General features: G+C 72.0%; 13 protein-coding genes. 3 read left to right on the forward strand and 10 right to left on the reverse strand.

The window, feature by feature from the left end:
• The 6 genes from G6045_RS12695 to G6045_RS12720 all read right to left on the reverse strand — a co-directional run.
• On the reverse strand, positions 1–1267 hold a 1267-nt coding region (locus tag G6045_RS12695; RefSeq protein ID WP_328707745.1), incomplete at its 3' end, for an RNA polymerase sigma factor.
• Positions 1268–1494: 227 nt separating this feature from the next.
• Positions 1495–2427: an ABC transporter ATP-binding protein gene (locus G6045_RS12700; RefSeq protein WP_165332010.1), complete on the reverse strand. Its 933-nt coding sequence runs from the start codon at positions 2425–2427 to the stop codon at positions 1495–1497.
• On the reverse strand, positions 2424–3182 hold the full coding sequence (locus G6045_RS12705; protein ID WP_165332011.1) for an ABC transporter ATP-binding protein: 759 nt from the start codon (positions 3180–3182) through the stop codon (positions 2424–2426). The genes G6045_RS12700 and G6045_RS12705 overlap by 4 nt, the downstream gene beginning before the upstream one ends.
• Positions 3179–4054 (reverse strand): ABC transporter permease, encoded by an 876-nt coding sequence (locus G6045_RS12710; protein WP_235967849.1) that lies wholly within the window; start codon positions 4052–4054, stop codon positions 3179–3181. Before G6045_RS12710 ends, G6045_RS12705 begins: the two co-directional genes overlap by 4 nt.
• Before the next feature lie 26 nt (positions 4055–4080).
• Positions 4081–5190, reverse strand: a complete 1110-nt coding sequence (locus tag G6045_RS12715) for an ABC transporter permease (RefSeq protein ID WP_165332013.1) — start codon at positions 5188–5190, stop codon at positions 4081–4083.
• A gap of 1 nt (position 5191) precedes the next feature.
• Positions 5192–6760 (reverse strand): ABC transporter substrate-binding protein, encoded by a 1569-nt coding sequence (locus tag G6045_RS12720; RefSeq protein WP_165332014.1) that lies wholly within the window; start codon positions 6758–6760, stop codon positions 5192–5194.
• A 374-nt stretch (positions 6761–7134) separates the two neighbouring features.
• Between G6045_RS12720 and G6045_RS12725 the strand changes: the two genes are divergently transcribed.
• The 3 genes from G6045_RS12725 to G6045_RS12735 all read left to right on the forward strand — a co-directional run bounded on the left by G6045_RS12725 (position 7135) and on the right by G6045_RS12735 (position 11064).
• Positions 7135–8391: a serine hydrolase domain-containing protein gene (locus G6045_RS12725; protein ID WP_165332015.1), complete on the forward strand. Its 1257-nt coding sequence runs from the start codon at positions 7135–7137 to the stop codon at positions 8389–8391.
• 173 nt (positions 8392–8564) lie between these two features.
• Entirely contained in the window at positions 8565–9404 is an 840-nt protein-coding gene (locus G6045_RS12730; protein ID WP_328707746.1) for a GNAT family N-acetyltransferase, read from the forward strand.
• 58 nt (positions 9405–9462) lie between these two features.
• Complete coding sequence (locus G6045_RS12735) at positions 9463–11064, forward strand: PucR family transcriptional regulator (protein ID WP_165332016.1); 1602 nt, start codon at positions 9463–9465, stop codon at positions 11062–11064.
• An 18-nt stretch (positions 11065–11082) separates the two neighbouring features.
• On the opposite strand, the gene G6045_RS12740 is transcribed toward G6045_RS12735, so the two are convergent.
• Genes G6045_RS12740 through G6045_RS12755 form a run of 4 tightly spaced genes read right to left on the reverse strand, consistent with a single transcriptional unit; the run spans position 11083 to position 15576 of the window.
• The gene (locus tag G6045_RS12740; RefSeq protein ID WP_165332017.1) at positions 11083–12036 is read right to left on the reverse strand and encodes a M14 family metallopeptidase; all 954 of its coding nucleotides are present in this window, start codon (positions 12034–12036) and stop codon (positions 11083–11085) included.
• Positions 12033–12833: an ATP-binding cassette domain-containing protein gene (locus G6045_RS12745; protein ID WP_165332018.1), complete on the reverse strand. Its 801-nt coding sequence runs from the start codon at positions 12831–12833 to the stop codon at positions 12033–12035. Before G6045_RS12745 ends, G6045_RS12740 begins: the two co-directional genes overlap by 4 nt.
• Positions 12830–13849, reverse strand: a complete 1020-nt coding sequence (locus tag G6045_RS12750; RefSeq protein WP_165332019.1) for an ABC transporter ATP-binding protein — start codon at positions 13847–13849, stop codon at positions 12830–12832. The genes G6045_RS12745 and G6045_RS12750 overlap by 4 nt, the downstream gene beginning before the upstream one ends.
• Entirely contained in the window at positions 13846–15576 is a 1731-nt protein-coding gene (locus G6045_RS12755) for an ABC transporter permease subunit (RefSeq protein WP_165332020.1), read from the reverse strand. The genes G6045_RS12750 and G6045_RS12755 overlap by 4 nt, the downstream gene beginning before the upstream one ends.
• Positions 15577–15626 lie beyond the last annotated feature (50 nt).

Raw genomic sequence — 15626 nt, forward strand, 5'->3', positions numbered from 1 at the left:
GTGCGGGCTCGGTGGTCTTCGTCCTCGTCGGCTGGGGCTTGGGGGTGGCCGGCTTCGGGGTCGCCGTCGGCGAGGGCTTCTTGCTCGCCGAAGGCTTCGGCGACTTCGATACGGACGGGCTCGGTGAGGGCGTATCGGCGTCGGTGCTTTCGGCCTCGGCGGGGGAGTCCGACTCGGTGGCGTTGGCCGCCTGCACCTTGTCGCTGTCGGCGTCCGGTGAAAGGAGGTCGATCCCCACGGCCGTCACGCCCGTGACGAGCAGCACCACCACGGCGGCCGCCGTGGCCGTACGGCGGCGCTTGCGCACCCGCATCCGGCGTTCCTCGGCGCGAGTGGGACCGGCCGGGGTCAGGTCGGCCCGCCGGGCGTCCCCAGGGCCACCCGCCCTGGTGTCCCACGGCTCACGCTCCGGTGCGCCCCACCCCGCCGACGACGACGCGAAGGCGACCGTCTCGGCCGCCGACGCCCCGTACAACCCGAGCGCGGCGAACAAGCCGGCTCCCGCGGCGCCGGCCACCGGCACCAGGCCGAAGCCCACGAGCAGCCCTTCGGCCGGCCACAGATCCGCCGCGTGCCGCGAACACACCTGGCATTCGCGGACATGTCGGGCAATTCGCTTGCGCCACAGCCCGGACGGCACCCCGTCCCAGATTCCGACCACCGCACCGAGCCCTGGGCAGGGCGGTGCGGCCAGCGCACGGACCACCACGCGGGCGGTCTCCAGCTGGCCCTTCATTCGCTGCACCCGCACCGCGGCATGCTGCTCGGAGATCTCCAGAGCCGCGGCGAGCTCGGGACGGGTCAGCTCTCCGGAGGCCTCGAGCCACCACAGCGAGAGCAGCTCCCGGTCGTCGCTCTCCAGCCAGCGCGTCGCCTCGGCGACCTCGCGCCGCTGACCTTCCAGGCCGAGCCGGACAATCGTGACATTCACGAAGTCCCCGGCGGGATCGGCCAGATCGAACTCGTCCCGGGCCCCGAAGCCGTCGGGCGCGGACTGGCGCGCCTGCCAGTGGCCCCGTATCTGATTCATCGCGATCGCCACGAGCCACGGCCGGAAACGCCCCGGATCCTGCAGGCCTCCGATGCCGCGCAGGGCGCGCAGCATGGTCTCCTGCACCACGTCGTCGACGTCGGCATGACCGTTCAGTGCGCGGCCCACGACGTTGTAGACCAGCGGCAGATACGCGGTGACCAGTTCGGTCTGCGCTCTGCGGTCACCGTGCTGCGCCGCGCGCACCAGCGCGCCGCTCTCTCGGCTCACACCCACGTCCGTCCACTCTCCCTCTCGCTCGCCGCCTCCCCGGGCCGGCGATCAGGAGACCGTGAGGGCGTCGGCGGATAACAGGAATTGCGTCACCTTTGCGCGTACGCGCTCAGGGGCACAAGGGTTCGGGGGTGTGGGAAATGCCGTATGTGAAGAGGCTGTGTTGATGATGCGGGCTGGTTTGCGGTGATTCGGGGGTGCGGGGCGGTGGCGGGTTTCACTCCGCCTCCTCATACCTTCGCCGACTGTTCTGTGAGGTCGGACGGGGCGTGCAGCCAGCAGGCGGCCGGTCCGAAGTCGGGCTCCTGTACGCGGCAGATGTCCATCGCGTGCGGGCAGCGCGGGTGGAAGCGGCAGCCCGGCGGCGGGTCGGCGGGGTCGGGGACGTCGCCGGGGAGTTCGGCGGGCAGGGTGCCGAGGCCGTCGGGGTGCGGGATGGCCCGCAAGAGGGCCTGGGTGTACGGGTGTTGGGGGGCGTCCCAGACGGAGGCGGTGTCGCCGATCTCCACGATCTTGCCGAGGTACATCACCGCGATCCGGTCGGCGATCAAGCGGACCACGGACAGGTCGTGGCTGATGAAGAGGAGTCCGGCGCCCGAATCTACGGCGAGATCGCGCATGAGGGTGGCGACCTGGGACTGGGCGGAGGCGTCGAGCGCGGAAATGGGTTCGTCGCCGATCAGCAGGCGGGGGCGGGCGGCCAGCGCGCGGGCGATGGCGACGCGCTGGCGTTGCCCGCCGGAGAGTTCGTGCGGATGGCGGTGGGTGAACGACCGTGGCAGGCCGACGCGTTCGAGGAGGTCGGCGGGAGTGACGGAGTCGCCGCTGACGCGCAGGCCGTCGGCGATCTGGTCGCCGGCCCGGCGACGCGGGTTCAGGGAGGAGTAGGGGTCCTGGAAGACCATCTGGATCCCGGTCAGCGCCCGGCGCCGCAGACCGAGCGGGGTGACCGGGCGGCCTTCGAACGTGATGGAGCCGCCCGCCACGTTGTGCAGTCCGCAGACGGCGCGGGCCAGCGTCGACTTGCCACACCCCGACTCACCGACCAGACCGACGACTTCACCGGCCGCGACCGTGAGCCCGGCCCCGGCGACGGCCCTGACGGGCGGCTGCCCGGGGGAGCGGTGCTCGACGACGAGGTCGGCGATGCTGAGCAGGGTCATGGCAGGTCCTCGAGGAGCGAGCGGGTGTACGGATGGGTGGGCGTGCGCAGGACGGACTTCCGGGCGCCCGACTCCACGACCAGGCCGTCGCGCAGCACGCTCACCTCGTCGGCGATCGCCGACATGACACCGAGGTCATGGGTGATGAGCAGGACGGCGAGCCCGAGTTCGTCGCACAGGCCGCGCAGCAGGCGCAGGATGCCGGCCTGCACGGTCACATCGAGCGCGGTGGTGGGCTCGTCGGCGATCAGCACCTGCGGATCGCAGGCCAGCGCCACCGCGACGGCGATGCGCTGCCGCATGCCGCCGGAGAACTGGTGCGGATAGCGCCGATACGCCTCCGCCGGGTTGGGGATGCGGACCTTGGTGAGGAGTTCGAGCGCGCGCTCGCGTGCCTCGGCCTTGCCCAGGCCCAGGTGCGGGCGCATGTGCTCGGTCAGCTGCCTGCCCACGGTCAGCATCGGATGCAGGCTGGTGGACGGGTCCTGGAACACCATCGCGATGTCGTTGCCGCGCACCCGGTTGAGTTCCTTGTCGGGGAGCCCGAGCAGGTCGCGCCCGGCCAGCTCGATCCGTCCGCTCGCCCGTGCGCCGTGCGGCAGGAGGCCGAGGACGGCGAAGCCCGTCATGGTCTTGCCCGACCCGCTCTCGCCGGCCAGACCGTGTACCTGCCCCTTGTGGAGGGCGAGCTCGATGCCGGACAGGATCTGCGTGTCCCGGATCGCCACCCGTAGACCTGTGATCGTCAGCGTCACAGCGCACGCTCCTTCACGGCGCGGGCCGTACGAGGGTCGAGGGCGTCGCGCAGCGTGTCACCGAGGAAGTTGAACGCGAGCACCACGGTGAGGATCGCGAGCCCCGGGAACGTGGCGACCCACCAGCTGTCGAAGACCTCCATGCCCGACGCCACCATCGCCCCCCACTCCGCGGACGGCGGTTTGGCGCCCAGGCCCAGGAACGAAAGGCCGGAGAGCAGCAGCAGTGCCGTGCCCATGTCGAGGGTCGCGAGCACGAGGACCGGGCCCACCACGTTGGGCAGCACGTCCACGCGCAGCGACCGCCAGACCGAGAAGCCGAGCAGCCGTCCGCTGAGCACGAACTCCCGCTCGCGCACGGCCAGGACGAGACCGCGGCCGACCCGGGCGTAGGACGCCCAGGCCACCACGAGCACGGCGAGCACCGCGTTGGTGAGGCTGGCGCCGAGTGCGGCCGCCACCACCATGGCCAGGATGATCGTCGGGAACGCGAACACGAGGTCCGCGAAGCGCATGATCACCTCGTCCGCCCAGCGGCCGAAATACCCCGCGACACCGCCGAGGAACCCGCCGATCAGTACGGACAGGGCGACCAGGAGCAGGGTGAGCGGGATCGACACCCGGGCGCCGTACAGGACCCGGCTGAGGATGTCGCGGCCGAGCTGATCGGTGCCGAACCAGTGCCCGGGGCCCGGTTCGGCGAGACGTGGCAGCTCCTGGGCGAGTGGATCGTACGGAGCGAGCAGGGGTGCGGCGGCGGCGACAAGGAGCCAGGCGAGCGCCACCACCGCTCCGGCCACGGCCTGCGGCCGCCGCCACGCCTCGGGCAGTCGCCGCAGCGCGGCCGGCAGCCGCTTCACCGTGACGGACAAGCGCTTTACGGCAAGGGGCAGTTGACTCATCGCAGCCTCACCCGGGGGTCGATGACGCCGTACAGGACGTCCACGAGCAGGTTGATCGCCAGGTACACGCCGCTGACCACCAGGCCGACGCCCATGATGGCGGGCAGGTCGAGGGCGGTGGCGCTCTTGTACGCGTACTGCCCGACGCCCTGCCAGGCGAAGATCGCCTCGACGAGCACGGTGCCCGACAGGAGGCTGCCGAACGCGAGCCCCGCCACCGTGATGATCGGTACAAGGGCGGACCGCAGCACGTAGCGGAAGAGGATCACCCGGCCCGAGAGGCCCTTGGCCCGGCCCGCGCGGACGTAGTCCTGACCGAGCACCTCGAGGACCGCGCTGCGGGTGAAGCGGGTGAGCAGCCCGATCGTGTAGAGCGAGAGCACCAGGGCGGGCACGATCAGGTGACCGAGCGCGCTGGTGAAGATGTCCCACCGGCCGGCCAGGGCCGCGTCCACCGTGTGCAGGCCGGTGACGGGTGGTGGCGCGCCGATGGCGGGGTCCACCCGGCCGCTGCCCGGCGTGAGTTGGAGCCGGTAGAAGAAGACGTAGAACGCCAGGAGCGCCAGCCAGAACGTCGGCACCGAGACCCCGATCAGGCTCAGCATCCGCAGGACGTGGTCCGCCAGTCGGTCCCGGCGCAGGGCCGCGATCAGGCCGAAGGCCACACCGAGCACCAGTGATACGAGGATGGCCGCGCCCGCCAGTTCCAGGGTCGCGGGCACGAACTCCGCCAAGTCCTCGCTCACCGGCCGGTGGGACTGCTGGCTCGTGCCCAGGTCACCGTGGAGCAGGCCCTCGAGGAACAGCAAGTACTGCTGGGGGAGCGACTTGTCGAGCCCGTGCTCGGCCCGCCACTGCGCCACGGCCACCGGATCGCCGACCGCCCGCTGCCCCAGGTTCGCCGCCACCGGGTCGCCCGGCACCAGGTTGGTCAGGACGAACGTGACCAGCGTGATGCCCCAGGCAAGCAGGATCGCGACAAGGATCCTGCGGGCGAGGAATCTGAGCAGCGGCCTGCGGGCGAGGAATCCGAGGATGGGGCCGCGGACGTGGAACGTGGGCAGTGGCCCGTTGCGGCGCCGTACCCGATTCTGCGTGCTCGTCATGTCACTTGACACCGAGGTCGGCGATGTCGACGGTCCACACCGGGTGGTATTCGAGGCCGGTGACCGAGGCGGCCGTCACGATGTTCTGGCCGGGCTGGATGAGCGGGACGTACGGGCCCGTGGTGTTCAACTGCGTCTGCACGTCGGCGAAGGCCTGCTTGCGCGCCTCTTCGCCGACCGCGGCGGCCGCCTTCTCGCCCGCGGCCTCCAGCTTCTTGTCCGCGCCCGCCTTCCAGCCGAGGCGCTCCCCGACCATCTGGCCGGGCAGGAACACCAGGTAGCCGGTGGGGTCCGGGTGGTCAGGGCCCCAGTACCACAGGCCCATCTCCTCTTTGCCGTTGCGGTAGTTGTCCGCCGCGGTGGTGAGGGGTGCGGGTGCGAGGTCGACGGTGATGCCGACTTCCTTGAGGTTGGACTGGATGCGCTCGGCCAGCGGCTGCAGGGACAGACCGTTCACCGTGAGCTCGCTCGGATACTCCAGCTCGACCTTCGGGTTCTTCAGGCCGCTTGCCGCCAGCGCCGCCTTCGCGCCCGCCACATCGCGCCGGGGCGCCTGGTCGGGCGGGAGCGCGCCGAGGAGTTGGGAGGGGATGATGCCCGGCGCCTGCACGGACCCTTCGCCGGCCAGTTCGAGGAGGCCCTTGTAATCGACGCCCTTGCGCACGGCTTCCACGAACTTCGGGTTCGACGTCACCTTGCTGAGCGCCTTGTTCCGACTGTGGTGCAGGTAGATGACGTTGGCCGAAGCGGTCCGCTTCACCTGCACGGCGGGGGACATGCCCTTGGCCTGGTCGCCGGAGAGGTTGAGCGCCACTTGGCTGTCGCCGCGCTGCACGTTGAGCTTCTGGGTCGCCGCCTCGACGTTGCGTATGACGACTTTGTCGTACGCGGGCTTGTCGCCGTAGTACTTCTTGTTCGCCCGCAGCACCACCTGGTTGCTGACGTTGAACGACTCGATCGTGTAAGGACCCGATCCGGCCGACGTCGTGTTGAGGTACTGCTCCGCCTTGTCCTTGTCGTCGGTCGTCGCGCCGTGCTCCTTGGCGACCTTGCTGTTGAGGATCCCGAGGGTGGGGTTCGGCAGGATGTACGGCAGCGCGGGGTTGGGTGTCTTCGATGTCAGCGTGATCGTGGAGTCGTCCGTCTTGGCCACCTCGACTCCGGCCAGGAGGAACGACGGGTTGCCCTTCATGTCGCGCAGCCGGGTCAGGGAGAAGACCACGTCGTCGGCGGTGAGCGGGGAGCCGTCGCTGAACTTCGCCCCCGAACGGAGCTTGAGGGTGAGGACCTTGCCGTCGTCGGACAGCGTGTACGACTCGGCCAGCGCCGGCACCGGCTTGGTCACGTCGCCGCCCTCGAAGGTGAGCAGCGTCTCGTAGACCGCCTTGCCCACGAAGAGTCCGGTGGCCTCGTACATCCGGCCCGGGTCGGCGGTCTTGAGGTCGAAGGACGTGTCGATGACCAGGGTCCGGCCGCCGGCCGCCGGTGTGGACGCACCGCCACCGGAGCAGGCGGTCAGCGCCACCGCGGTGGCGAGCAGCAGGACCGTCAGGTTCTTACGGGGCGCCATGAGAGGACCTCCAGGTCGGACGTCAGCGCGCGGAAGGTGAGGTGTTCATGCAGGTCACCCACGTCATGCACGTCGTACGGGCCCTGACGAGGTAACAGCGAACGCTAGGCCAGCCGCCCGGGCGCCTCTTCGGACCGTCGTACGAATGCGGGCGCTGTTATATGTGCCGGTGTCCAAAGGGCACTTGGCGGCCAGGTCGCAAGGGGCCGCAGGGGCGGGTTCATCCCGCGGCACCAATCGGCGGGCGGGATTTCGTCCTGCCGCACTTAGCCAGGGCGTGCCGCGACCGGTGACGATGTCGGCTCCCGGAGGCACTGCCCGGATGCGCTGCCCGGGAGTACGTCCCTGCGAGCCTCGCCACGAAAGGAAGCCCCATGTTGCGTTTCAGAGCTGTCCTCACCGCGAGCATCGCGGCCATGGTCATGGTCGCGTCACCGGCTGTGTCCGTGGCCGTGTCCGCGGACCCCACGACGTCCGCGGAACCCAGGACAACGAACGACGCCGTCCAGCGTGTGCTGGACCGCGCGGTGAGCGAGGGAGGGGCGCCCGGCATTCTCGCCGAGGTCAAGAACGGTGCCGGCCGGTGGTTCGGCACCTCCGGAGTCGCGGACACCTCCACCAACCGCAAGCCGGTGTCCTACGACCGCTACCGGATCGGCAGCACCACCAAGACGTTCACCGCCACGGTCCTGCTGCAGCTGGTGGGTGAGGGACGGCTCAGCCTCGACGACAGCGTGGAGAAGTGGCTGCCGGGTGTGGTGCAGGGCAACGGCCACGACGGCAGCAAGATCACCGTACGGCAGCTGCTCAACCACACGAGCGGCATCTTCAACTACACGAACGACGCAGGGGTGTTGGCCAAGCTGGTCGGCCAGGGCTTCCTCGACCACCGTTTCGACAGCGTCCTGCCCCAGGACCTCGTCAGGACGGCGATGGGCCACGCCCCGGACTTCGCACCGGGTACGTCCTGGGCCTACTCCAACACCAACTTCATCCTCGCCGGGATGATCGTGGAGAAGGTGTCCGGCCGCTCGCTCAGCGCCGAGGTGACCCGGCGGATCATCGGACCGCTCGGCCTCGGCAACACGTATCTGCCGGGTAAGAGCACGACCATCGTGGGGCCGCACGGCCGGGCCTACTCCAAGCTCATGACGGGTGACCCCGCGGCGCCGGTGCACGACGTGACCGAGATGAGCGCGACCTGGGCGGGCTCGGCCGGCGACATGATCTCCACGGCAGGCGACATCAACCGGTTCTACAGCGCGCTGCTCGGCGGGCGTCTGCTGCGTCCCGCCCAGCAGAAGGAGATGTTCACCGCCGTGGAGACCGTGAACTGGATCCCCAACACCGGATACGGGCTCGGCATGATCAGGCAGAAGCTGTCCTGCGGTGTCCAGGTGTGGGGGCACGGCGGCACGATCCACGGCTCGCTGTCGTGGTCGATGGGTCTGCGCGACGGATCGAAGGTCGCGAGCACCAACATCAACGGCGACTGGGTCGACCAGGGCGGCATCTCGACCGCTGTCATGGAGGCGACCTTCTGTCCCGGCTCCGCAGCGGGCGCAGGCGCGGGCGACGCTGCCGGTTCCGCGGCCGCCGTGCCGGCGACCCGCCCCCTGCAGCTCTCCTGACCCACTCACCGACCGTGGCCCACTGCCCGCCTCGCGCACACAGCCGGGGCGGGCGGGGGGCCGACTTCCGCACCGGACACCTGCGAGGCGACCTTGACCGAGCACGCCACCCTGCACGCCCCGACCGAAGCCCTTCGGGCCGGGCAACAGCACTGCTCCGTACGGGAGGAGGCGTGAGCGAGCTCGTCGACGTGTCCGCAGCCGCGTCCGACCTGGCTCAGCGGCGGTCCGGCGTGACCATCAGGCAGCTGTCGCAGGAGGCGGAGTTCCGGGAAGCCTGCGCCCTGCTCGACCGGGTGTGGCGGCCCCCGGCGGACAGCCCGCTCATCACCATGGCGCTGCTCAGGGGCTTTGAGCACTCGGGCAGTTACGTGGCCGGCGCGTACGAAGCCCACCGGCTGATCGGCGTGTGCGTCGGCTTCCTCGCGGAGGCCGGACTGCACTCGCACATCGCCGGCGTCGACGCGCGCGCCCGCGGCCACAACATCGGGTTCGCGCTGAAGGTCCATCAGCGGGCCTGGTGCCTCGAACGCTCCCTCACCAAGGTGACCTGGACCTACGACCCGTTGGTCAGCCGCAACGCCTACTTCAACCTGGCCAAGCTGGGCGCGGTGGCCGAGGAGTATCTGCCGGACTTCTACGGGGTCATGGACGACAGCGTCAACAAGGGCCAGGGATCCGACCGGCTGCTCGTCGGCTGGAACCTCGCCGACCCCGCCGTCGCCGAGGCCTGCATCCGGCCGCACCGCCAGGCACCCGTCCCCACGGACGCTGCCCCGGGGCTCGACGCGGACGCGGACGGACTGCCCGTGCGCGGACCGCTCGACGGCCCGTGCGTCAGCGTCCGCATCCCGTCCGACATCGAGACGTTGCGCCGGGAGCGTCCGGCGGCCGCCCAGGCCTGGCGCTCGGCGTTGCGGGAAACCCTCGGCGGCCTGCTCGCGGACGGTGCGGCCGTCACCGGATTCACCCGCGACGGCCGGTATCTCGTCGAACGGAAGGCGGATCGATGAAGGCCGCAGCCGCGAGTTTGCCTGTGGGGCCCTCGCCACGAGGCCACCGGGAGCGGCGATGAGCGGGCGAGCCCCGCTCGGCCGCGTCCTCGCGGACTTGGGTTCGACCTTCATCGTGTCCACGGTCGGCGAACCGGATCCGGCGCGGCCGGTCGGCGGGGTACTCATCCACGACCCGCACGACGCCCCGGCGCGCCTGCCGGGGGCGATCGTCCTCGGCGTCGGGATCTACGGCGCGGACGAGGTCGTGGGCCTGGTCGAGTGGGCCGCCGTCCTCGGCGCTGCGGCCGTCATCGTACGAGCCCCGATCGCCGTGGACGAAGCGGTTCAGGCGGCCGTCGACAAGGCCGCGATCCCGGTGCTCGGTCTGATGGCCGGCGCCTCCTGGGCGCAGGTCGCGGCTCTCCTGCGGTCGATGCTCTCGGTCGACGAGCTCGTCGGGGAGCCGGCCGAAGAGCCGCTCGCCGGAGACCTGTTCGCGCTGGCCAACGCGATCTCCGCGCTGCTCGACGGGCCGGTGACGGTCGAGGACCGAGACGGCAGGGTGCTCGCGTTCTCGAGCCGTCAGGACGAGGGCGACGAGGCCAGGATCGCGACGATCCTCGACCGTCAGGTCCCGGCGGAGAAGCTGCGGGCCCTGGAGGAGCGGGGTGCGTTCCGGCTGCTCTACCGCAACGACGAGCCGCTGTATCTGGAAGGGATCGCGGCCAAGCCGCGGGTCGCGATCGCGGTCCGCGCGGGCGGCGAGATCCTCGGCTCCATCTGGGTCGTGGTCAAGCAGCCCCTGACCAGGGACCGCGAGCGCGCCCTGAGCGACGCGGCCAAGGTCGCCGCCCTGCATCTGCTGCGCCGCAGGGCGGGCGAGGACGTCGGGCACCGGCTCCGCGCCGACCTGCTCGCCACGCTCCTCGAAGGCGGCGAAGGCGCTCCCGGAGCCGCTGCCCGGCTCGGTCTGTCCGCCCAGCCCGCCTGCGTACTCGCCCTCGCGGCGACGCACACGTCACCGGCCGCCGACCGGGCCGCGGTGACCCACACCTCACCGGCCGCCGACCAGGTCGTGGCGGCCGACCGGATCGCCGGCGCCCTCGCCCTCCATCTGAACGCGATCCACCCGAGGACGGCCACCGCCACACTCGGCGGCGTCACCTACGCGGTACTGCCCGCCACTTCGGACGAGGCGGCCCGGCGGGTCGCCGAGTCCTTCCTGGAGCGGATCGGGGACCGGGCGTCGGCCGTCATCGGCGTCGGCGGTGTCGCGGGCAGACCCGAGGACCTGCGCCGTTCGCGCGCCGAAGCCGACCAGGCCCTGCGGGTACTGCGCGAGCGGCGACCGGACCTGCGGACCGCCCGCCTCGCCGCGGTCTATGTGGACGCCCTGCTCCTCGAACTGGCCGACCGGATCGCCACCGACGGCGGCCCGCCGGACAACCCGATCGTCCGGCTGCGCGTCTACGACGCCGAGCACGGCACGACGCTGACCGAGACGCTCGCGGCCTGGCTCGACGCGTTCGGCGACGTCATCTCCGCGTCGGCCGCCATGCACGTGCACCCCAACACCTTCCGCTACCGCCTGAAACGGCTCGCCACGGTGTCCGGTCTCGACCTGTCCACCCCCGAAGCCCGCTTCGAGGCGATGCTTCACCTGCGGCTCGCGCCTTAGTTGTGCTGTCCTGATCCGTCACGCCACCTTCCGTTCGGCGATCGCCGCCAGTTCCGCGCCGCGGCGGACGGTGAGCGCGTGCATGCCGTAGAAGAGCCGCCCGGTGGCCGGGGACACCACCGTGGTGCGGGTGCCGTCGGCGGGGCTGACGAGGTGGCCGAGCGGAGCGCCGGCTGTCGCTTCGTCACCGGCGGTGAGAGCCGGATACCAGAGTCCGGTCGTTTCGGCGGTGACCGAGCAGGCCCAGAGCCACTCGCGTACCGGCATCGGCTCGCTGCCGTCGGTAAGGGCCGTGACACCCGCCTTGCCCAGGAGCCTGAGGAGACCGCCGACGAGACGGGCGGCGGTGTCCGGGTCGCGGGTGCCGCGGTCGCCGACCTCGACGAGCAGGGCCGGGATGCCGCGACGGGCGGCGGCGGCATGGCTGTTGCCACCCTCGGCGGTGCGGCCGATGATCACGTCCTCGATGCCGACGGCGTGGGCGAGTTCACGTGTACGGGCGTCCAGCGCGTGGTCTCCGGTCAGGCGGTAGCCGACGAAGTCGCGCAGGGTTTCGTCGATGCCGCCGGAGTGCAGATCGACGTAGAGGTCGGCCCCGGCGCCGAGGTGCGCGGTGTGCCAGGCGGCCAGCCGTTCGGTGGGGCCGCCGGCTGGGTCGCCGGGGAAGACCCGGTTGATGTTCACGCCGTCGAGCGGCGAGACACCGAGGCGTCCGTCGTACACGGCCGGAGGGTTCGCCACCGGGCAGATGACGACGTCGCCGTGCACCTCCTCGGGCGTCAGCTGCGCCGCGAGACGCGTGGCCGCTTCGATGCCGCAGAACTCGCCGCCGTGCATACCGGCCGTGATCACGACCCGCGGTCCGGGACGCACCCCACACACCTGGATGAGGGGCAGTTCGACGGTGAGGCTGCCCAGGTCGACCGGCACGTGGTGCGCGGTCTTCGTGCCGGGCCCGATGGGCGGGATCATCGCATTGCTCCAGTGGTACGAGGCCGGGGGAACGCGCTCGTGAGCAGTTCCCGCGTACGGGGGTGGACCTCGCCCCGGCCGTACAGGGCGGTGGCCGCGAGCGTCTCCACGATGCGGCCGCCGTCCATGACGGCGACCCGGTGGGCGACATGCCGTACGACGGCCAGGTCGTGGCAGATGAACAGGTAGGCGAGGCCGAGGCCCTCCTGCAGACCGGTGAGCAGATTGAGGACTCCCGCGCGCACCGACGGGTCCAGGGCCGACACCGGTTCGTCGAGGACGAGCAACCGCGGCTCACTGACCAACGCCCGGGCGATGCCGACGCGTTGGCACTGGCCGCCGGACAGTTCGTGCGGCAGACGGTCGCCGAGCCGCGGATCGAGCCCGACGGTCTCCAGGAGGTGGGTCACGCGGTCCGGTCCGGTCTTCGGATCCCACCGGCCCTGGACCCGCAGCGGCTCGGCGATCGCGTCACGGATCCGCAGACGAGGGCTGAGCGAGCCGTAGGGGTCCTGGAAGACCGGCTGGAGCAGCGGCCGCAGCGGGCGGATCGCGCTCTCGTCGAGCGCGGTCAACTCCCGCCCGTCGAAGTGGACTTCGCCGCCGTCCGGCCGGCGCAGCATCAGGGCGGCCGCGCCGGTGCTGGACTTTCCGGAGCCGGAGGGGCCGATGAGCGCGAGGGTTTCACCCTCGGCCACGTCGAAGGAGACCCGGTCGACGGCGGTCACGGGCGCCGCGCGCCGGCTGCGGCCGGGGTAGCGGACGGTGAGGTCGCGGACGCTCAGGACGGGGTTCACAGGGTGGTTCCTTCGGTGAACAACTGCTGTGGTGCAGCAGGGAGTTCGCGCCAGTGGTGGCAGGCGACCAGGTGGCCGTCCGCCGCCGGTTCGGGGCGCGGAGCCTCGGTGCGGCAATGATCGTCAGCGCGTGGGCAGCGCGGGGCGAACGCACAGCCCTTCAGGTCGGCGAGCTCGTATGGCGCGGGCGGTGCGCCGCCGATCGCGGGCAGCCGGCGGTCGACGGCCGGGGTGTCCGGGGGCAGGGAGGCCAGCAGGCCCGCGGTGTACGGGGCGCGGGGCCGGGCGAGTACGTCCGCCACGGGCCCCGCCTCAACGGCCCGGCCCGCGTACAGGACGAGGACCCTGTCGGCGTGGTGCGCCACGACCCCCAGATCGTGGGTCACCAGGAGCATCGCCGCACCGCTCGACTCCCGCAGCTCGGCGAGGAGTTCGAGGACCTGCTCCTGGCGGGCGGGGTCGAGTGCGGTGGTGGGTTCGTCGGCGACCACCAGGTCCGGCTCGTTGATCATCGCCATCGCGAGGACGGCACGCTGGCGCATCCCGCCGGAGAACTCGTGCGGATACGCCCGTGCCCGCCGGGCCGCGTCCGCGATGCCGACCTGTTCGAGGGCCGCCACCGCGGCGTCCCGCGCCGCGCGGCGCCCCGTCCCGCTCACCGAGCGCACGGCGGCGGCCAGTTGATCGCCGACCGTGTGCACGGGGCTGAGCACGGACAGCGCGTCCTGCGGTACGAAGGCGAGCCGGCGGCCCCACAGCCCGGCGTACACGGCACGCGATGCGCCCAGGATCTCGCGGCCGCGGAATTCCACGCTGCCGCTCAGCCGCGCGGTGGGCGGCGCCATTCCGAGCACGGCCCGTGCGGTCAGTGACTTGCCCGCCCCGGTCTCGCCGACCAGCGCAAGCACCTCTCCTTTGCGTACGTCGAACGAGACGCCCCGGACGGGAGTCAGACGCTCCTCCGGGAAGGTGACGTGCAGATCGCGTACGGACAACAGGAGTTGACGGTCGGTCATGCGCGCTGTCCCTTCGGCGCGTACGAGGTGGTGTGGGAGAGCGACACGGCCAGACCGGCGAGCAGAGCCAGCGCGAGCGCCGGTGAGAGGGCGGCCCACGGCGCCCGCTCCACGTACGCGCGTGATTCGTCGAGCAGCAGCCCCCACTCGGGAGCCGGTGGCTGAGCGCCGAGCCCGAGGAAGCCGAGCGAGGCGAGCGCGAGTGCGATGCCGGGCAGGCGCAGCAGCGCGTGCCGGGCCACCGGTCCTGCCACGGCCGGCAGTACGTGCCGGGTCAGCACCCAGCGCGGGGAGGCGCCGATCGCCCGCTGCGCGGTGAGGAACCCGGCCGAACGGGTCTCCTGCACGAGAGCCGCGGCGTGCGCGGCCAGCGGCGGCCAGGAGATCAGCGCGACGGCCACCGAGGCCCCGGCCGTGCCCGGGCCGAGCGCCGCCGCGACGAGGATGCCCACGATGACCGGCGGCAGCGCGTTGGCGACATCGGCGATCCCCGAGGACAGCGACGGCAGGAAGCCGATCGCGACCGCGATCAGATAACTGATGAGACAGACCGCGAGCGCCACGCCGACCGTCGCGGCGGCGCCGTGGCCGAGCCGCGCCAGCACATCCCGGCCGAGACCGTCGGTGCCGAGAGGGTGGTGCCACGAGGGGGCGGAGAGCCGGGCCGAGACATCGACGGCGTACGGCTCACGCACCAGCCCCCACCCGATGACCGCGAGCAGCACCGCCGCGAGCACCGAGGGAACGGCCCTCTGCGCCGGGCCCGTCGAGCGCCGGGGCGCGGCCGGCAGCGCGAGAGCCGCATCCCTGAGGCCGGGGCCGAGCAGCCATCCGCGAACGAGGTGAGCGAGCACACCCGCCACCAGTCCCAGCATGAGCAGGGCAAGCACCGCACCCTGCAGCAGCGGCAGATCCTGCGCCTTGGCGGCGCCGAGCGCGGTGCGGCCGATGCCAGGGATCGCGAACACGGCCTCCACCGCGACCGCGCCCCCGGTCAGCCCGACCGCGACCAGACCGAACTGCGGCACGATCGCGGGCACCGCCCGGCGCAGCGAGGCCAGCGCGATCCGGGACGCCGAGACACCCGAGGCACGCCACAGGTCGGCCCAGCGCTCCGCGTACACCCCGGGCAGCGCGTCGTCGACCAGGCGGCCGAGCAGCCCTCCGGCGGGCACCCCCATGGCGAGCGCGGGCAGCACCATCGAGGCCGGCCCCTGCCAGCCGGAGGTCGGGAGCAACCCCAGCCAGACACCGGCCGCGATCAACAGCACGGTCGCCAGCAGGAATTCGGGTACGGAGGCGAGCATGGCGGCCGTCGCCCCCGGGGAGCCCGACGCGCGCAGTGTGCCCCGCGCACCCCGTACCACCGTCCGCGAGCACAGCGCGACCGCGACCAGCAGGGCCACGACGAGCGAGGCGCCCATCAGGGCAAGCGACACCGTGAGCCCGGACAGCACGGACGGCAGCACATCCGACCCCGACACCCAGGACCGGCCGAGGTCGCCGCGCAGCAGCCCGCCGGCCCAGCGGCCCAGCAAGGCCAGGGGCCCGGCATCCAGGCCGAGGTCCTCGCGGATCGCCGTCAACGCCTCGGCGGTCGCCTCCTGCTCGGCGGACCGGGCACGCAGCACACTGAGCGCCGCGTCCCGGCCGGACAGCCAGGGCAGGAGCCCGATGAGCGCGAGGACGACGGCAAGTCCTGCGACGCGAGCGAGGGCCACTCGCATGCCGGCCTTACGAGCCGCCGCCCTCATTCCGGCCGTGCGGGCCGACGCCG

This window comes from Streptomyces mesophilus (genome assembly GCF_011044995.1).
GTDB lineage: Bacteria > Actinomycetota > Actinomycetes > Streptomycetales > Streptomycetaceae > Streptomyces > Streptomyces mesophilus.